We start from the raw sequence: 17,059 nt of genomic DNA, 5'->3' as shown, positions 1-17,059 counted from the left end.
TCACCCAAGCCATGGCCAACCCCTACACCAAGCCCCTCCATCTTGTCCGCAAGCGGATTGTCCGTTGGGCCGAGCACGGCCTCATGCCGGCTATCGAGCGTGAGTCGGCCGCGCAACTGATTCACCACGAAAGCCGGCAGAAGGACTGGGGTGTTGATTTACCCGATCTGCCCGAACACATTCAGGCGCTCTATCGTGTCTGGCAGACGGACCCGGACGAATCCTGGGTGCGCCTGTATCGTGGGCCGGCCACGCTCGACCCGGTGGCAGGGTTGGTGTTCGTCCGCGGCCGGGTGGTCTGGGGGTCCACCGACGCGCGGCCTCGCGTGCGTGAGCGTTCGCCAAAGTGGCAGGTACACTGGGGTGGCGATCACCGCCGCTTCGACGCGGTGATTTCGCTGCGCAGCATTTTCGAAACCAATTATTTCCATTACCTGAACGATGTGCTGCCCAAGCTGCGCTTGGCCGAGCAATTGGGGCTGCCGGAATCGATTCCCGTCGTGGTGTCGGAACGGCTGGCGGCCTGCCGTTTCTTCGCCGATACGGTGCGACTGGGTTTCTTTGGTGGCCGCCAGGTGATCGTCCAGGGCGCGCGCGAGGCGATCGCGGCTAAAGAGATTTACGTGCCGAGCGATTTCGACTGCGATCGCGTGGCTTATGACTGGCTCTGCGACCGTCTTGGCGCAGGGTGCCATGCGGACAAAGGCGGTGCCATCTACGTCCATCGCGGCGCCAGTTCGCCGAACCGGAGGGGTTACCGGAACGAGGCAGAAGTATTCCGTCTAATGGCACGACATGGCGTGCGGGTGGTCGATCCGGCCGAGTATTCGCTGGCTGAGCAGATCGATCTGTTCTCGCGGGCTGGCCTGGTGATCGGCCCGCATGGCGCCGGCCTGGTCAACCTCTTGTTCCGGCGTGGTCCGGGTGACCTGCTCGAGTTGTTCAACCCCAACATCGGCACGCCGCACTACTACCTGATTGCGCGCTTGCGCGGGCTGGGGTATCGCTGGCGCTACAATCTGAGTCCGCAGGGTAAGGAAAACGTGGCTTCTTCCGAAATGGATATCGCCGCAGTGGAACTTGCACTGAAGGAATTGATGGGGTGATGCGATGACTGTGGCCCGCCATGCCTGACAAGCTGCCGATTTCCGTTTTCATCATCGCCAAGAACGAGGCCGACCGCATCCCCGTCGCCATCCGCAGCGTGCTCGACTGGGTCGACGAGGTCATCGTCATCGACAGCGGTAGCGAAGATGCCACGGTGACGGTGAGCGAGGCGCTCGGTGCCCGGGTGGTGTTCAATGCCTGGCGCGGTTATGGCCCGCAAAAGGTATTCGGCGAGGGTTTGTGCCGCAACCGCTGGCTGCTCAACATCGATGCCGATGAAGAGATCTCCCCGGAACTCGCGGCCGAAATCCGTGAACTGTTCGCCCGCGGCGAGCCGGCCTGCGTGGCCTATACCCTGCCCATCCTGCCGCTCTACCCCTTTCAGGACCGCGGCCATCCCTGGACCGCTTTCCATCACCCGGTGCGGCTGTATCGCAAGGACAAGGCCGGGTTCAAGGATGCCTTGGTGCACGATTCCGTCGTAGTGCGAGAGGGAAGGGTCGGCCGCCTCGAAGGCATGGTCATTCACCGCTCCTTCCGTTCGCTGGCGCATCATGTGGAGAAGGTGAACGGCTATTCCAGCGCCCAGGCCGAGGACATGGTCGCCAAGGGGCGCAATCCCTCGCTGCTGGCCTTGCTTCTGACCCCCGCCTTCGCTTTTTTCAAGCAGTATGTCCTGCGCCGGGAGTTCGTCAACGGCATCGATGGCATCGTGGTCAGTCACATGTACGCCTTCCAGCGCTTCATTCGCCTGGCCAAGGCGCGCGAGCTCAACCGGCTGCGGCGCAAGGCCGGCGGCGAAGATAAGTGAGCAAGACCGTCCTCTGGTGGGGGCGCTTCGACCCCGACTATTCCAGAAATCGCATCCTGCGCCAGGCCTTTCGCGAACTGGGGTGGGCTGTCGTGGATTTCCGGCCCGCGCTCAGCGCCCTCGCCGACTGGGAGGCAATGCTGCACAAGTTGCCTGCGGTGGATCTGGTCTGGGTGCCCTGTTTCCGTCAGCGCGACATCGCCGCTGCGCGGCGTTGGAGCCGACGGCATGGCGTGCCCTTGATCGTCGATCCACTGATCTCCGCTTACGACAAGCAGGTGTTCGAGCGGGGTAAATTCGCCGAGAGCAGCCGACGGGCCGAACGGCTGCGACACTGGGAGGGCAAGCTGCTGCGTTCGGCAGACATGCTCATTGCCGATACCGCGGCCCATGCCGAGTTCTACGCGCGAACCTTCGATATCCCAATGGCGCGGATCAGGGTCATTCATGTCGGGGCCGAAGAACCCCTGTTTCATCCTGCGCCAATGCCGCCTTACGATGGCAAGCGCCCGCTGGAGGTGCTGTTTTATGGCAGCTTCATCGGCCTGCAGGGGCCGCAGGTGATCGTTGAGGCGGCCCGCCTTTACCAGGGGCCGCCGGTGCGTTGGGTGCTGCTCGGCGAGGGGCCGCTCAAGGCTGAATGCATGCGACTGGCCCGAGGACTGGAAAACGTGGTCTTTGAGCCGCACCTGGCTTATGCAGAGCTGCCGGCACGCATCCATCGGGCGGACATCCTGCTGGGCGTGTTCGGCACCTCGGCCAAGGCCGCTCGGGTGATTCCGAACAAGGTGTTCCAGGCTTTGGCCTGTGGAAGGCCGGTCATTACCCGCAGGGGCGAAGCGTATCCGGGCGAGCTGTTGGAATCGGCCGGTAGTGGCATTGTCTGGTTGCCGCCGGGACGGGCGGAGGCGTTGGCTCAGGCCATGTCGGCCATGGCAGGGCAGGTTACGGTCTTGACGGAAATTGGTCGGCAGGCTCGGGTAAGTTATGAGCGCTACTTCAGTGCGTCGGCTATCCGTACCGAGTTGGCGCTGGCTTTGGTGGCAAGCCGGAGCGGCGCTTAAAAATTGCTGAAGTAGTGGTCGTCGCCAATGCGCAGTAGGCGGCGATAGCCATCGCCAAGCAGGGTCTCCAGCGTTTCTGCCGTTTCGCCGAAGGATTCGATTTGTAGCAGACAATGGTTTTTTTGTAGCAATTCGGTCATGCCTCTGAGCACTGCTGCTTCGTGACCCTCGACGTCGATCTTGGCGACAACGCAAGCATTATCCAGCTTGATCAGCTCATCCAAGCGGCGGCAGGGAATGCCTTTTTGCCCGGCCTCGATCTTGTCACTGACCAAGGTGCGGCCACGGTTGAAATCGGGGCCGGCCTCTATGACCACCTCGCCGTCGTGGTCGGAGATGGCCAACTGGTGTGCCTCGATCGCCCCGGTCGCCCGATTGACGAAGAGATTGCCCTGCAGTTGGGCGAAGTTGGTCGGCTCCGGTTCGAAGGCCAGGATGCGATCGAACAAGCCCGTCTTGTCCATGAGGATGGAGTAAAGGCCCCAGTGAGCGCCGATGTCGAGAAAGGCGCAGGTGGCCTGCGTTTCTGCGCAACGCTCGCGGGCGAGGCGGGTCAGGGTCGAAATCTGCTCGGGTTCCCAGGCGCCGCGCACAAGCAGGTTTTTGTCGATCAGGTTTTTCTGGTCCAGCAGCATGAGTACACCCAGCCTGGATTCGACTGAGTAGCGATGCTTGAACAACGCCGCATAGCGACGCAGTATGCTGGGAATGAGGCGTTTCAGTATGGGGATGCCCAGCAGGCCGGAAGGGGTCGCAAACATGATTTCGATACTGGGTGACTGAGGTTAATTGACCCGGATCAGGCCGATGCCGAAGCCGCACTGCTGCGGATCGTGGATAAATTCCGTCGTCTCGGTTTCATGTTTGATTCGTTGCCAGAATTGGGCGACTTGATTGGTCGGCAGAGGTTGTTTCTCGACGATATCGTGGAAGGCGATCAGGCCGCCCGGGCGAACGAATTCTCGGTAGTCCTCATAATCGGCCGCCACGCCGTCGACGGTATGGTCGCCATCGATGAACAGGAAGTCGGCCTTGCGCCCTGCCAGGGCGGTTGCCACGCGCCGTTTGAACGCCGTCTCGTGCGAGTTGCCGCTGAGCAGGGTGACCTTGCAGCGCGAGTCGGGCGGGGGGAACCGGGTGAACAGGGGGGCTTGGATCGACATATCATTGAGGTCACAGGCGATCACTTCTTCCGAGGCCAGGTAGGACCAGAGCAGCAGCGTGCCGCCCCGGGCGGTGCCGATTTCCACGATCACCTTCGGTTGCAGGGCTTGTACGGCGCGGGCGAGTTGGGTGATCTCCCATGGTATCTGCAGGGTCTGCACCTTCATCAAGCCCTTGCCGCCGAAATGCATGGCCCAATCGATCACCTCATCCAACGAACGCCGTGTGGAATGGTATTCGCGCAAGCGGCGCATGGCCCAATGGCGATGCAAGGGGAGGCGTAGACGGCGGGATAGGTTTTTCCAAAATCGACTCATTGCTTAGGCTTTTCTGCAGGGGTGGGGAGGCTTAGGCTCGTAATCATGCTGCACAAGAGCAGCAACACAATGGGAAACCACCAGATCGTATAGAGCACCGGCTGGGACTGGATGGGAAACACGATTACGGCCAGTGAGGCGGCATAAGGTGCCGCCTGATGGCGATACGCTTGCGGGGCCCGAAAAAACCAGGAGGCGCACAGGCCAATGGCGACCATCAGGCCGATCAGCCCAGGCCAGCCGGATTCGGCGGCGATGGAGACATACATCTGATGGGCGTGGTAAGGCGTCTTCATCGGACCGCCGTTGCGGAATGGGTCATCTGTGCGTGGACTGTATGTGTCATAAGCTTCGGCGAATGCGCTCGTGCCCACCCCGGTGAACGGCCGGTCCTGCAGCATATGCCAGCCGGTTTCCCAGATGGTGAGGCGCAGGCTCAGGGCGTTGTCGATCTTCTGGAAGAGGCCGGTATTCGTAGTGAAGGAGGAAAATTGACTGATTTTGGCAGGTAGTGTGGGCGACAGCGCGACGGTGAGGGCGAGCATGCCGGCGAGGATGGGCGCCATGAGCAGGCGCTGGCGCCAGGCAAATTGGGTAAACAGAAGGGCGCTGCCCAGCAGCAGAAAGACGACATTGGAGCGGGCCCCGCTCATGCCGGCGATGAAGGCGATCAAAGCCAGGATGACGAGCGCGACCCAAGGGCGTTCTTTGGCCAGATGCCAGAGGGTGGCCGGCATCAATACCGTGAGGAAGATGCCCAGATGCAGATTGCCACCAAATGGCCCCAGGATACGGCCGTCTTCGCCGAATGGCACGCCAAGCAGATCGCGGCCGAACAAATATTGAATCCAGCCGTCCATCGTCCACGCCAGCAGGACGATCAATAGCCACTTCTGCAGCCATTGCTGGTCTTCGCTGCGTTTGAGTCCCTGCAGCAAGGCCAGGCCGGCGATATAGAACAGCAGCAGGACGGCGGCGACGCTGAGGCTGCCCTGGATGTCGTAAGAGCCGGGAATGGAGATCAACACCGGCACGCCCAGCAGCAGGAAAACCATGCCCAGGCGTTTGACCGGGGTCGAGGAAAAGTCGATTCGCTTGTGCCACAGCATCCAGAGGCCCAGCAAAACCAGCAGCAGCGTCGGCAGTCGTGCGCCGCTCCAGAAGGGTTGCCAGGCGATCAGCATCAGTCCGAAAAAACGGGCGAGCGATTCAGCAGTAAGATGGGGCTTGAGCAAGTTCAAGGTAGACATTCAGGGTGTTTTCCAGCATCCGCTGCAAGGTGAACGGTTGCGTCTCCGGTATCTGGGGTGGCCGGTTCAGCCATTTTTTTATTCGTGTTTCGACAGTATCGAGTTCGCCCACGGGCACAGCGCCGTCGGGCAGGATCGCGGCCAATTGCTCGCCGACGCCGCCGTGATTGTAGCCGATCGCCGGCACGCCCAGGCTCAGGGCCTCGACCGTGGTGCGGCCGAAGGCCTCGGGCTCGCGCGAGAGCGAGAGCACGATGGCCGAGAGCGCCATGATCTCCCTGAGGTCGCTGCGGTGGCCGGTGAAGGTGATGGATCCATCCAGGCCGAACGCATGGACCTTGGCCTTCAATTCTTCCAGGAATTGCCGGCGCCGCGGGTGGGGCTCGCCCACGATCAGGCCGTGGATGTCCGGGTGGCCGGGCTTGAGCCGGCCGATGAGTTCGATGAAATCCTCCTGGCCTTTCCAGCGCGTGATGCGGGCCGGCAGGGTGATGAGCCGCTTGCCCCGCGTCTGCGGGAACTTTGCATACCAGCTATCAAGCCAGGCTTGGGACGGCCGGTAGCCGTAGGGGAAGGCCGCCGGGTCGACGCCTCTATAAATAAGGCGCAGCCTGCCGGGGTCGATCCCGGGGTAATTTTTCAGCACATAGTCGCGGATCATCCCGGAGATGACGATGACCCGCTCGCCCCGGGTCATCACCGCGCTGTAAGGGTTGACCGAGTAGGGGCCATGCACGGTGGTGACCAGATGCGGGCGGTTCTTGGGGTCCATGCCCTGCCAGGCCAGATAGCCAATCCAGGCCGGCAGGCGCGAGCGCACGTGCAGGATGTCCACCCGGTTTTCCCGCAGGAACCGGCGCAGACGCGGGACGAGGCGCAGGGTCCACAGGCTTTTGCGGCCGATGTCCCATTGCACGTGCTCGCTGCCCTCGCGCATCAGTTGCTCGACCAGACGGCCGCCAGCCGAGATGACGATGGAGCGGTGGCCGTGCTCGACCAGGTACTTGCCCACCTCCAGGGTGCCGCGTTCCACCCCGCCGGCATCGAGCGCGGGCAAAACCTGGACCACGGTGAGTCGGTGTCGGGGCGTCATCGTGTCAGGCAAACCACTTTTCCAGGATCCGGCGGGCGCAGCGCTCGGCCTCGTCGAAGCCTTCGGGCGCCGCGAGCAGGGGTTGACCCGGCTGCCAGGCCTCGAACGGGGTGACCCAGTTGTCGCTGATCAATTGATCGACGCCGCGGGCGACCCGGCTGTCGCCCTGGCGGGGCAGGCGCAGCAGGCCGACCGCGCAGCCGGCGGTGAGCGCCTCGTAGACCATGGACACGCTGTCCTCGGTCACCCAGGCCTGGCCGGCGCGGGCCAGTTCGGTCTCCAGCCAGCCGGGCGGGGTGGCGTCGGCCGGCACGATCTCCAGATTCGGCAGCCCGGTCCGGCTCAGACTGTCCAGAAAATCGGCCGGGGTGCGGCGCGAGGTGGTCAGGCGCCAGCGGATGTCCGGCATCTTTCGGACAATTTCGGCGATATTGCGAATAACCTGTCGGCTATCCCAGCCAAAATGGCCGGAAGGACCGCCGACCAGGATCAGCCCCAGGCCGGCATCGTGCTGTCGACTGGGGCGGGCGGTATTGAGGGCGCCGCGTGTGGCGATGACGTTGCTGCGTGCCGGAGGTTGGTCGTGGGCCGGGATCAGGCACAGGTCGAACAGGCAAAGCGGCAGGCTGGGCTGCATCAGCACCACGGCCCGGCCGCCCCAGGCGCGCCGAGCGGCGAGCAGGCTGAGATGGGTGCGGTGGCCGGCACCTATCAATAAGTGGGGGACGGGCAGGCCGCGGCCGGCGGGAAAACGGCCGAGCAGCCAGTCGAACAGGCTGGATAGCGGCGAATTCACTGGAATTTCATGGATCTTGGTGGCAACGTGGCGGCCCAATGCCTCTGCCAGGCCTTGGCTCTGCTTTTCATGGCCGGCTTTGCCATCGATCAGGCGCCAAATGACCAGGGGGGAGTCCGGGGAAAACCGCATAAGGCCCTGAGTATAAATAGTTATAAGGTGTGGCTGGTCAAAAAAACGGCAACTTCCGGCAACTTCTGGACAACTGGCTGCCAATTGCGGGAAAATTGCCGCCTCTTTACAACCAGCCGGCCCCGCTCATGCCTACCAAGCGTTCGCCGTCGCAGCCTTCGGCCCCGGCGGCCAAGAGCCGAATCCTAGTCCTCCACGGTCCCAATCTCAACCTTTTGGGCAGCCGTGAGCCGGAGCACTATGGCAGCCAGACCCTGGCCGACATCGACCAGGCCCTGAAGGAACAGGGTGCCGCCAGCGGCGTCGTGGTCGAGACCTTCCAGAGCAACGCCGAAAGCAAACTGGTCGACCGAATTCATCAGGCCCGCACCGAGGGTGTGGGTTTCATCATCATCAATCCCGCCGCCTACACCCATACCAGCGTCGCCCTGCGTGACGCCCTGGCCGGGGTGGCGATTCCCTTTATCGAGGTGCATCTGTCCAACGTCCATGCCCGCGAGAGCTTCCGCCATCATTCCTATTTCTCCGATCTGGCGGTTGGCGTGATCAGCGGCCTGGGCGCCATGGGCTATCTGTTCGCCCTGGGCTATGCCCTCAATGCAATGGAGGAGTAATGACAATGGATTTGCGCAAGCTGAAGAAGCTGATCGACCTGGTCCAGGACTCGGGCGTGGCCGAGCTGGAGATCACCGAGGGTGAAGAGAAGGTTCGCATCACCCGCGTCGTGGCCGGTGGCCAGTCGATGATGGGCCATATGCCCATGCACATGATGGCGCCGATGCCGACCATCCCGGTTTCTGAGCCGGCTCCTGCCGCCGAGGCCGCCGAGCCGGGCCTGCCCGAGGGTCACGTGGTCAAGTCGCCCATGGTCGGCACCTTCTACCGCGCCCCCGGCCCCGGCGCCAAGGCCTTCGTCGAGGTCGGTCAGTCGGTCAGCGCCGGCGACACCCTGTGCATCATCGAGGCCATGAAGCTGATGAACGAGATCGAGGCCGACCAGGGCGGCACGATCAAGGCCATCCTGGTTGAGAATGGCCAACCCGTCGAATACGGCGAGCCGCTGTTCATCATCGGCTGAGGTGAGTCCCAGCCATGTTTGAAAAAATCCTGATTGCCAACCGGGGGGAGATTGCCCTCCGAATCCAGCGTGCCTGTCGCGAGATGGGCATCAAGACCGTGGCCGTGCACTCCGAGGCCGACGCCGATGCCAAGTACGTCAAACTGGCCGACGAGTCGGTCTGCATCGGCCCGGCCCCTTCGGTCAAAAGCTACCTGCACGTGCCGCACATCATCGCCGCGGCCGAGGTCACCGACGCCGAGGCCATCCACCCCGGCTATGGCTTCCTTTCCGAGAACGCCGACTTTGCCGAGCGGGTGGAAAGCTCCGGCTTCGTCTTCATCGGCCCCCGGCCCGACACCATTCGCCTGATGGGCGACAAGGTCTCGGCCAAGGAAGCCATGAAGAAGTCCGGCGTGCCCTGCGTGCCCGGTTCCGATGGTGCGGTGCCGGACGATCCGGACGAGTGCCTGCGCATGGCGCGCGAGATTGGCTATCCGGTCATCATCAAGGCGGCCGGCGGCGGTGGTGGCCGCGGCATGCGCGTGGTCCACACCGAAGCCAATCTGTTGCAGGCCATCCAGCTGACCCAGGGCGAGGCCCAGTCGGCCTTCAACAATCCCGTGGTCTACATGGAGAAGTACCTGCTCAATCCGCGTCATATCGAAATCCAGGTGCTGGCCGACACCCACGGCAACGCGGTGCACCTGGGCGAGCGCGACTGCTCCATGCAGCGCCGGCACCAGAAGATCCTGGAAGAGGCGCCGGCCCCCGGCCTCGATCCCAAGCTGCGCAACAAGATCGGCGAGCGCTGCGCCGAGGCCTGCCGGCAGATCGGGTATAGAGGCGCCGGCACCTTCGAGTTCCTCTACGAGGACGGCGAGTTCTACTTCATCGAGATGAACACCCGGGTCCAGGTCGAGCACCCGGTGACCGAACTGATCACCGGCGTCGACATCGTGCAGGAGAGCATCCGCATCGCCGCCGGCGAGCAGCTGTCGGTCAAGCAGAAGGACGTGCAGTTCAAGGGCCATGCCCTGGAATGCCGGATCAACGCCGAGGACCCCTACAGCTTCGTGCCCTCGCCCGGCCGCATCACCCTGTATCACGCGCCCGGCGGGCCCGGCGTGCGGGTCGACTCCCATGTCTACCAGAACTACATGGTGCCGCCGCATTACGATTCCATGATCGGCAAACTCATCACCTACGGCGCCACCCGCGAGCAGGCCATCGCCCGCATGCGCATCGCGCTGTCGGAGATGATCGTCGAGGGCATCAAGACCAACATCCCGCTGCATCAGGACCTGCTGCAGGACGCCAATGTGCTGCAGGGCGGCATGAGCATCCATTACCTCGAGAAGAAACTCGGCATTCACAAATAAGGAGGCGAGACGTCGGTGGCCTGGCTCTCCCTGAAGCTCCCCGCCGACGCCGACCAGGCCGAGGCCTGGTCCGACGCCCTGATGGCGGCCGGCGCGCTCTCGGTCTCGATCGAGGACCGCGACGCCGGCACCGAGGCCGAGCAGCCGCAGTTCGGCGAGCCCGGCCTGGACGAGCCCAAGTCCTGGCAGCGCAACTGGGTCGAGGCCCTGCTGCCGGCCGAGGCCGACGTGCCCGGGCTGCTGGCCGAGGCCGCGCGCGCGGCCAAGCTGGCGCTGCCCGCCGATTATCAAGTCGAACAAATCGAAGAACAGGACTGGGTGCGGCTGACCCAGTCCCAGTTCGAGCCCATCCGCATCTCGCATCGGCTGTGGATCGTGCCCAGCTGGCACCAGGCGCCGGACCCGCAGGCGATCTCGATCGAACTCGATCCCGGCCTCGCCTTCGGCACCGGCAGCCACCCCACCACCCGGCTCTGCCTGCGCTGGCTGGAGCAGGCCATCCGGGGTGGGGAATCGGTGCTCGACTACGGCTGCGGCTCCGGCATCCTGGCCATCGCCGCGGCCAAGCTGGGCGCCGGCCGGGTGGTCGGGGTCGATATCGACCCGCAGGCCGTCACGGCCTCGCGCGACAACGCCGAGCGCAATAAGATCGAGGCCATGTTTTGCTTGGCCGATGAGTTGCCCAAGTTGCCGGATTCCCTCAGCCCCAACCCTCCCCCAGAGGGGGAGGGGGCAATTGCTGAGCCCAAGGCGATATACGACATCCTGGTCGCCAACATCCTGACCAATCCGCTGCGGGCCCTGCTGCCGCTGCTGGCGGCGCGCGTGCGCTGCGGCGGCCGCATCGCGCTGTCCGGCATCCTCGAGGCCCAGGCCGACGAGATCCTCGCCGCCTACGCCAGCGCCTTCGACATGCGGCTGTGGGCGACGGAGGAGGGCTGGGTCTGCCTGGAGGGGGTGAAGCGATGCTGACCGCCTGCCCCGAGTGCCGCACCACCTTCCGCATCAGCCAGGAGCAGCTCGACGCCAAGCGCGGCTTGGTCCGCTGCGGTCACTGCAACGCGGTGTTCAACGCCTACGACGCCCTGCTGCCCGAGATCCGCGTGCCGCCGGCCGAGGCGGGGCCTGAGACCCCACCCGTCGCCGCGCCTGCGCCCGCCGTGCCGGAACCCGAGCCGGCTGCCGAGCTGCCGGGGCAGCGGCAGGAGCCCCGGCTCGACCTCAAGTTCAAGCTGGAGCCGCCCGAACCCGAACCGGCACCGGAGCCCGACCTGCGGGCCGACATCCTGGCCGGCCTGGCCGCCTATCGCGAAGAGCCGCCGGTCGAGCCGGTCGAGTTGCCGCCCTGGCTGGAAGAAGCCACGCGGGAGCCGGAAAGCCCGGACAGCATCCTGCTCTCCGAATTGCCGGTGCGGGAGAAGGCCGGCTGGCAAGGCGTGGTCCGCGGCCTGTTCGCCACCTTGCTCGTGCTGCTGCTCATCGCCCAGGCCTTGTATTTCCTGCGCAGCCCGCTGGCGGCCTGGCAGCCCGTGCTGCGGCCCTATCTCGAGGCGGCCTGCGCCCCCTTCGGCTGCCAGGTGCCGCTGCCGCGCGACCGCGACGCGCTGCGGGTGGAGTCTTCCTCGCTGGAGACCGATCCGGAAAGCCCGGCCAGCGCCCGCCTGCGCGTGGCCTTCAGCAACCGGGCCGATCAGGCCATGGCCTGGCCGCACCTGGTGCTGACCCTGACCGACCTGCGCGACAAGCCCCTGGCCCAGCGGGTGTTCGCCCCGCGCGAGTATCTGCCGGCCCGGCATCTCAATACCTCGGGCATCAAGGCCGGCCAGGAATACGAAGTCCAGCTCGATCTGGACCTGGCCAGCCTCACCGCGGCCGGTTATCGGGTCGCCCTGGAATACCCCTGAAATTCCCCCTCCCAGCCTCCCCATTTATGGGGAGGGGTGGGGAAGAGCTTGCTGCCCGTGGGCGGCCTCCGGTATAGTCCGGGCCAGCCATCGTTCCCGTGGGAGAGAACACGCAGCGCGTGTCGCCGAAGGCGCAACTCACCCGCAATCGCTCAGGCAAAAGGACCGCGGGATTCGGGCAACTCTGGAGAGCGTCGTTCAATCCGGGTCGCGCAAGCGACACCTCGTCCCCCTCGCCCGCAAGCGGGGGAGCTGGAGAGGGAATTGACGACCACCGATGGGGCTAATCTCTCAGGTACCAGGACAGAGGGGTGCGTGCGAGTGAAGCCGGCTCAGGCTTTGCAGCAGCACCCTTGAATTCGTTTCTGGAGCCTGCCTTGCAGACTGCAACTCAACGCAACCTTACCCGCATGCCGGTCTGGATCCGCCAGAACCTCGGTCGCGAGGCGCACTTCCCGGCCACCCGCCAGGCGGTGCATGGCCAGGGCCTGCACACCGTGTGCGAAGAGGCCCGCTGCCCCAACCGCGGCGAATGCTGGAGCCGCGGCACCGCCACCTTCATGCTGCTGGGCGACACCTGCACCCGGGCCTGCGCCTTCTGCGCGGTGAAGACCGGCCGGCCGACCTGGTTCGATGCCGACGAGCCGCGCCGCGTGGCCGAGTCGGTGATCGCCATGGGTCTCGATTACGTGGTGCTGACCTCGGTCAACCGCGATGACCTTGACGATGGCGGCGCCTTCGCCTTCGCCGAAACCCTGCGCGAGTTGCGCGCGCGCAAGCCCGGCATCGGCGTCGAGTTCCTCACCCCCGATTTCCGCCACACCCAGGCCAATGCCGTGCGCGTGTTCAACGACACCCTGGCCAGGCTGCCGGAAGGCGCGCGGCGCGATCTGGTCTGGGGCCACAACGTCGAGACCGTGCCCCGTTTCTATCGCGAGGCGCGCAAGGGCGCCAAGTACGAGCGCTCGTTGGAACTGCTGGCCCTCGCTGCGCAGCAACCCGGCATCGAAGCCAAATCGGCGCTGATGCTCGGCCTGGGCGAGACGCAAGAAGAGGTGCTGGCCGTGCTGCGCGACCTGCGCGCGGCGGGTGTCAGTCGTGTTTCTCTGGGCCAGTACCTGCGCCCCGCGCTCGACAACCTGCCGGTCGCCCGCTATGTCCACCCGGACGAATTCGCCGACTACGAGGCGGCCGCGCGCGAGCTGGGCTTTGCCTGGGTCAAGGCCGGGCCGCTGGTGCGCAGCTCCTATTACGCGGAAGAAATCCAGTTGGCAGTTGGCAGTGGTCAGCTTGCAGTAAAAGCACTACCTGTCGCTGTCGACTGCCAACTGAAAACCGAAGGCTGAAGACGCATGCTCAAACAAACCCCGCTCAATGCGAAACACCGCGAGGCCAACGCCAAGCTGGTCGACTTCTCCGGCTGGGAGATGCCCATCCACTACGGCTCGCAGATCGAGGAGCACAACATCGTGCGGCGTGACGCCGGCATGTTCGACGTCTCGCATATGCTGCCGGTCGACATCAAGGGCGAGGGCGCCCGCGCCTTTCTGAAAAAGCTGGTCGCCAACAACGTCGACAAGCTGCAGACGACCGGGCGCGCGCTCTACACCTGCATGCTGCACGAGGGCGGCGGCGTGGTCGACGACCTCATCGTCTACTTCATGACCGAATCCTGGTTCCGCCTGGTGGTCAACGCCGGCTGCGCCGACAAGGACCTGGCCTGGATGGAGACCCAGCGCGAAAAGTTTCTTTCGGCGGCGGCTAACATGAGCGAAGCGAATGTCAAGCCCGACTCGTCGGGCGGCCAGAGCCACAAGTTCGCGCCCGGCCTGGAGATCAAGCCGCTGCGCGACCTGGCCATGATCGCGGTGCAGGGCCCCAAGGCCGCCGAGAAGCTGTGGCAGGCCCTGCCCGGCAGCGAGGAGCTGACCCGGCCGATGAAGCCGTTCACCGCCGTCATGATCGGCCAGATGTTCGTCGCCCGCACCGGCTACACCGGCGAGGATGGCTTCGAGATCATGCTGCCGGCCAAGGCCGCGCCCTTTTTCTGGCAGGCCCTGCTCGATGTCGGGGTCAAGCCCTGCGGCCTGGGCGCCCGCGACACCCTGCGCCTGGAGGCTGGCATGAACCTGTATGGCCAGGACATGGACGAGACCACGACGCCGCTGGAATCCGGCCTGGCCTGGACGGTGGACCTGAAGAGCGAGCGAGACTTCGTCGGCAAGGATTCGCTGCTGCGCCTGCCGGTCAGCCGGCAGCTGGTCGGCCTCCTGCTGCTGGACAAGGGCGTGCTGCGCGCACACCAGCATGTGCTCACCCGCGAGGGCGCAGGCGAGATCACCAGCGGTTCGTTCAGCCCCACCCTCAATGCCTCCGTTGCCCTGGCCCGCATCCCGGTCGGCGTCAACCTGGGCGACGAGGTGGAAGTGGAAATTCGCGATAAACGATTGAAGGCACGTGTGGTGAAATACCCCTTCGTGCGCAACGGCAAGGCAATGATTTAGCGTCGGTTTGCAGTCGTCAGTTGGATTTTTTCTGATGACTGTCGACGGCCAACTTGAAACTCGTTTCGGAGAAACACGATGAGCATCCCCGCCGATCTGAAGTACACCAAGTCCCACGAATGGGCCCGGCTCGAGGCCGACGGCACGGTGACCGTGGGCATCACCCACCATGCCCAGGACCTCTTGGGCGACATGGTCTTCGTCGAGAACCCCACCGTCGGCCGCAAGCTGGCCGCGGGCGAGGAGTGCGCCGTGGTCGAATCGGTCAAGGCCGCCTCTGATGTCTACGCCCCGATCGCCGGCGAGGTGGTGGCGGTGAACGGCGACGTCGAGGCCAGCCCCGAGAGCATCAACAAGGACGCCTACGGCGCCTGGATGTTCAAGCTCAAGCCGGACAACGCGGCCGATCTGAACGGCCTGCTCGACGCCGCCGCCTACCAGGCCCACGTGGAATCCGAAGCGCACTGATATGCCGTTCATTCCGCACACCGAGGAAGACGTGGCCGCGATGCTCGCGAGCATCGGCGCCAAGTCGATCGAAGAGCTGTTCGACGAGATCCCGGCCGAGCTCAAATGCGGCGGCCTCGAGGCCGTTCCCGCCGGCGAGCCGGAGATGGCGGTGACTCGACTCATGCACGAGCGGGCGGCGCAGGACGGCTTTTATCTCAACTTCATCGGCGCCGGCGCCTACGAGCACCACATCCCGGCGGCGGTCTGGCAGATCGTCAGCCGTGGCGAGTTCTATTCGGCCTACACGCCATACCAGGCCGAGGCCAGCCAAGGCACGCTGCAGCTGATCTACGAATACCAGACCATGATGACCCGGCTGACCGGGCTCGATGTCTCCAATGCCTCGCTCTACGATGGCGCCTCCGGGCTGGCCGAGGCGGTGCTCATGGCCGTGCGCGCCGCCAAGAACGGCTCGCGCCGCGTGCTGGTGCCGGCCGCGCTGCATCCGCGCTATCGCGCCGTGACCCGGGCGGTGGTGAAGAACCAGAACATCGAGCTGGTCGAGGTTCCCTTCGACCCCGCCAGCGGCACCACGCCGGTCGAGGCGCTCGCGCCCTACGCGGGCCAGGCCGCCGCCGGCCTGGTGATCCCGCAGCCCAACTTCTTCGGCGGCCTGGAGGCGGTCGATACGCTGACCGATTGGGCGCACAGCAACAATATGCTCGCCATCGCCGTGGTCAACCCGCTGAGCCTGGCCCTGCTCAAGGCGCCGGGTAGCTGGGGCGGGCAGGGCGCCGACATCTGCGTCGGCGACGGTCAGCCCCTGGGGGTGCCGCTCGCTTCCGGCGGCCCCTATTTCGGCTTCATGACCTGCAAACAGGCGCTGGCCCGGCAGATGCCCGGCCGCATCGTCGGCCGCACGGTCGACCGCGACGGCAAGTCCGGCTTCGTGCTCACCCTGCAGGCGCGCGAGCAGCACATCCGCCGGTCCAAGGCCACCTCCAACATCTGCACCAACCAGGGCCTGCTGGTGACGGCGGCGACCATCCACATGTCGCTGCTCGGTGCCGAGGGCTTGAGGCGCGTGGCCCTGGCCTCGCATGCCAACACCAAGGCACTGGTCGAGAAACTCAGCGCGATTCCGGGTGTGAGTCGTGCCCACAACGGGCCGTTCTTCCACGAGGCGGTGCTGCGCCTGGGCAGTGACGCAGGCGAGGTGCTGCGTGCCCTGCGCGCCCAGGGCATCCTCGGCGGCTACGCCCTTGGCCGCGACTATTCGGGCATGGACGACGCCATCCTGGTCTGCGCCACCGAGACCAAGACGGCTGGCGACCTCGACCGATATGCGCAACAATTGGAGCGTATCCTGAGCCGTCGGCGGGAAGCTCCACCGTGTGCTTACAAGTCCTAACCGTTTAGACAGGAGGCAACCATGGCAATCGTGACCCTAGGTGGCGAAAAGGTTCAGGTCGGCGGCAACTTCCCCCGGCCGGGCGATACCGCACCCAGCTTCATGCTGGTCGACAAGGATCTGAACGATGTCTCCCTGTCCCAGTTCTGGGGCAAGAAGAAGATCCTCAACATCGTGCCCAGCCTGGATACCCCGGTGTGCCAGGCCTCGACCCGCAAGTTCAACGCGGTGGCCAACGAGCTGCCGAACACCGTCATCCTGGTGATCTCGGCCGACCTGCCCTTCGCCCAGGCCCGCTTCTGCGGCGCCGAGGGGCTGGACAACGTGATCACCCTGTCGACCATGCGCGGCCGCGACTTCAACAAGCAGTACGGCGTCATGATCATGGACCCGCCGCTGGCCGGCCTGCTGGCCCGGGCGGTGATCCTGCTCGACGAGGAGGACAAGGTGATCTATTCGGAGCTGGTGCCCGAGATCAAGCAGGAACCCGACTACGGCGCGCTGCTCGACGCCTTCCGCGAAGCAACCCAGGAAAAGAAGTAGGCCCCGCCATCACCCATCCGAGGGCGCCACTCCATCTGAAAGGACTGTGGGGCGCCTTCGCTTTGACTGAACGA

General features: G+C 64.9%; 18 protein-coding genes and 1 riboswitch. Of the genes, 13 read left to right on the top strand and 5 right to left on the bottom strand.

Annotated elements, in window-relative coordinates; genetic code table 11:
* The first annotated feature begins 11 nt into the window (after nt 1-11).
* From EL388_RS10355 to EL388_RS10345, 3 genes are read left to right on the top strand one after another with little or no spacing between them, the layout of a single operon-like run.
* Nucleotides 12-1,106 (top strand): glycosyltransferase family 61 protein, encoded by a 1,095-nt coding sequence (locus tag EL388_RS10355; protein WP_126463213.1) that lies wholly within the window; start codon nt 12-14, stop codon nt 1,104-1,106.
* A 20-nt stretch (nt 1,107-1,126) separates the two neighbouring features.
* Nucleotides 1,127-1,918, top strand: a complete 792-nt coding sequence (locus EL388_RS10350; protein ID WP_126463211.1) for a glycosyltransferase family 2 protein — start codon at nt 1,127-1,129, stop codon at nt 1,916-1,918.
* Nucleotides 1,915-2,982 (top strand): glycosyltransferase, encoded by a 1,068-nt coding sequence (locus EL388_RS10345; RefSeq protein ID WP_126463209.1) that lies wholly within the window; start codon nt 1,915-1,917, stop codon nt 2,980-2,982. Before EL388_RS10350 ends, EL388_RS10345 begins: the two co-directional genes overlap by 4 nt.
* On the opposite strand, the gene EL388_RS10340 is transcribed toward EL388_RS10345, so the two are convergent.
* From EL388_RS10340 to EL388_RS10320, 5 genes are read right to left on the bottom strand one after another with little or no spacing between them, the layout of a single operon-like run.
* Nucleotides 2,979-3,743: an FkbM family methyltransferase gene (locus EL388_RS10340; RefSeq protein ID WP_126463207.1), complete on the bottom strand. Its 765-nt coding sequence runs from the start codon at nt 3,741-3,743 to the stop codon at nt 2,979-2,981. The two genes, EL388_RS10345 and EL388_RS10340, sit on opposite strands and share 4 nt — an antisense overlap.
* Before the next feature lie 24 nt (nt 3,744-3,767).
* Nucleotides 3,768-4,400, bottom strand: coding sequence for a class I SAM-dependent methyltransferase (locus tag EL388_RS10335; RefSeq protein ID WP_165919170.1), 633 nt, complete (start codon nt 4,398-4,400; stop codon nt 3,768-3,770).
* Nucleotides 4,401-4,459: 59 nt separating this feature from the next.
* Nucleotides 4,460-5,713: an O-antigen ligase family protein gene (locus EL388_RS10330; RefSeq protein WP_126463203.1), complete on the bottom strand. Its 1,254-nt coding sequence runs from the start codon at nt 5,711-5,713 to the stop codon at nt 4,460-4,462.
* Nucleotides 5,673-6,818, bottom strand: a complete 1,146-nt coding sequence (locus EL388_RS10325; RefSeq protein ID WP_232019118.1) for a glycosyltransferase family 4 protein — start codon at nt 6,816-6,818, stop codon at nt 5,673-5,675. Before EL388_RS10325 ends, EL388_RS10330 begins: the two co-directional genes overlap by 41 nt.
* Nucleotides 6,811-7,734, bottom strand: coding sequence for a mitochondrial fission ELM1 family protein (locus EL388_RS10320; protein WP_126463201.1), 924 nt, complete (start codon nt 7,732-7,734; stop codon nt 6,811-6,813). The genes EL388_RS10325 and EL388_RS10320 overlap by 8 nt, the downstream gene beginning before the upstream one ends.
* A gap of 128 nt (nt 7,735-7,862) precedes the next feature.
* Here EL388_RS10320 and aroQ point away from each other — a divergent pair, with 128 nt between their 5' ends.
* The 10 genes from aroQ to tpx all read left to right on the top strand — a co-directional run bounded on the left by aroQ (nt 7,863) and on the right by tpx (nt 16,985).
* Nucleotides 7,863-8,348 (top strand): type II 3-dehydroquinate dehydratase, encoded by a 486-nt coding sequence (gene aroQ, locus EL388_RS10315; protein ID WP_126463199.1) that lies wholly within the window; start codon nt 7,863-7,865, stop codon nt 8,346-8,348.
* A 5-nt stretch (nt 8,349-8,353) separates the two neighbouring features.
* Nucleotides 8,354-8,812 (top strand): acetyl-CoA carboxylase biotin carboxyl carrier protein, encoded by a 459-nt coding sequence (gene accB, locus EL388_RS10310; RefSeq protein WP_126464081.1) that lies wholly within the window; start codon nt 8,354-8,356, stop codon nt 8,810-8,812.
* Nucleotides 8,813-8,826: 14 nt separating this feature from the next.
* Entirely contained in the window at nt 8,827-10,173 is a 1,347-nt protein-coding gene (gene accC, locus EL388_RS10305) for an acetyl-CoA carboxylase biotin carboxylase subunit (RefSeq protein ID WP_126463197.1), read from the top strand.
* Between the two features lie 15 nt (nt 10,174-10,188).
* Entirely contained in the window at nt 10,189-11,145 is a 957-nt protein-coding gene (prmA, locus tag EL388_RS10300) for a 50S ribosomal protein L11 methyltransferase (RefSeq protein WP_126463195.1), read from the top strand.
* Entirely contained in the window at nt 11,139-12,077 is a 939-nt protein-coding gene (locus EL388_RS10295; protein ID WP_126463193.1) for a DUF3426 domain-containing protein, read from the top strand. The genes prmA and EL388_RS10295 overlap by 7 nt, the downstream gene beginning before the upstream one ends.
* An 89-nt stretch (nt 12,078-12,166) precedes the next feature.
* Nucleotides 12,167-12,255, top strand: a riboswitch (glycine riboswitch).
* 199 nt (nt 12,256-12,454) lie between these two features.
* Nucleotides 12,455-13,423, top strand: coding sequence for a lipoyl synthase (gene lipA / locus EL388_RS10290; RefSeq protein ID WP_232019116.1), 969 nt, complete (start codon nt 12,455-12,457; stop codon nt 13,421-13,423).
* Nucleotides 13,424-13,429: 6 nt separating this feature from the next.
* Nucleotides 13,430-14,581, top strand: coding sequence for a glycine cleavage system aminomethyltransferase GcvT (gene gcvT / locus EL388_RS10285; protein WP_126463191.1), 1,152 nt, complete (start codon nt 13,430-13,432; stop codon nt 14,579-14,581).
* A gap of 78 nt (nt 14,582-14,659) precedes the next feature.
* A complete protein-coding gene (gene gcvH, locus EL388_RS10280; RefSeq protein WP_126463189.1) occupies nt 14,660-15,049 on the top strand; it encodes a glycine cleavage system protein GcvH in 390 nt (129 codons plus the stop codon).
* Nucleotide 15,050: 1 nt separating this feature from the next.
* A complete protein-coding gene (gcvPA, locus tag EL388_RS10275; RefSeq protein ID WP_126463187.1) occupies nt 15,051-16,442 on the top strand; it encodes an aminomethyl-transferring glycine dehydrogenase subunit GcvPA in 1,392 nt (463 codons plus the stop codon).
* Nucleotides 16,443-16,463: 21 nt separating this feature from the next.
* Nucleotides 16,464-16,985 carry a thiol peroxidase gene (gene tpx / locus EL388_RS10270; RefSeq protein ID WP_126463185.1) on the top strand — a complete coding sequence of 174 codons (522 nt, stop codon included), beginning with the start codon at nt 16,464-16,466 and terminating at the stop codon, nt 16,983-16,985.
* Nucleotides 16,986-17,059: the final 74 nt, after the last annotated feature.

Source organism: Sulfuritortus calidifontis (assembly GCF_003967275.1).
GTDB classification, from domain to species: Bacteria; Pseudomonadota; Gammaproteobacteria; order Burkholderiales; family Thiobacillaceae; genus Sulfuritortus; species Sulfuritortus calidifontis.
This window is presented reverse-complemented; position numbering and strand designations above follow the sequence as displayed.

What these genes read in the sequence shown, in the direction of transcription:
- EL388_RS10350 (WP_126463211.1), top strand. Translation starts at nt 1,127, where the DNA reads ATGCCTGACAAGCTGCCGATTTCCGTTTTCATCATCGCCAAGAACGAG.
- EL388_RS10320 (WP_126463201.1), bottom strand. Translation starts at nt 7,734, where the DNA reads ATGCGGTTTTCCCCGGACTCCCCCCTGGTCATTTGGCGCCTGATCGAT.
- EL388_RS10355 (WP_126463213.1), top strand. Translation starts at nt 12, where the DNA reads ATGGCCAACCCCTACACCAAGCCCCTCCATCTTGTCCGCAAGCGGATT.
- EL388_RS10340 (WP_126463207.1), bottom strand. Translation starts at nt 3,743, where the DNA reads ATGTTTGCGACCCCTTCCGGCCTGCTGGGCATCCCCATACTGAAACGC.
- gcvPA (WP_126463187.1), top strand. Translation starts at nt 15,051, where the DNA reads ATGCCGTTCATTCCGCACACCGAGGAAGACGTGGCCGCGATGCTCGCG.
- accB (WP_126464081.1), top strand. Translation starts at nt 8,354, where the DNA reads ATGGATTTGCGCAAGCTGAAGAAGCTGATCGACCTGGTCCAGGACTCG.
- gcvH (WP_126463189.1), top strand. Translation starts at nt 14,660, where the DNA reads ATGAGCATCCCCGCCGATCTGAAGTACACCAAGTCCCACGAATGGGCC.
- EL388_RS10330 (WP_126463203.1), bottom strand. Translation starts at nt 5,713, where the DNA reads ATGTCTACCTTGAACTTGCTCAAGCCCCATCTTACTGCTGAATCGCTC.
- EL388_RS10335 (WP_165919170.1), bottom strand. Translation starts at nt 4,400, where the DNA reads ATGCGCCGCTTGCGCGAATACCATTCCACACGGCGTTCGTTGGATGAG.
- gcvT (WP_126463191.1), top strand. Translation starts at nt 13,430, where the DNA reads ATGCTCAAACAAACCCCGCTCAATGCGAAACACCGCGAGGCCAACGCC.
- aroQ (WP_126463199.1), top strand. Translation starts at nt 7,863, where the DNA reads ATGCCTACCAAGCGTTCGCCGTCGCAGCCTTCGGCCCCGGCGGCCAAG.
- EL388_RS10295 (WP_126463193.1), top strand. Translation starts at nt 11,139, where the DNA reads ATGCTGACCGCCTGCCCCGAGTGCCGCACCACCTTCCGCATCAGCCAG.
- accC (WP_126463197.1), top strand. Translation starts at nt 8,827, where the DNA reads ATGTTTGAAAAAATCCTGATTGCCAACCGGGGGGAGATTGCCCTCCGA.
- tpx (WP_126463185.1), top strand. Translation starts at nt 16,464, where the DNA reads ATGGCAATCGTGACCCTAGGTGGCGAAAAGGTTCAGGTCGGCGGCAAC.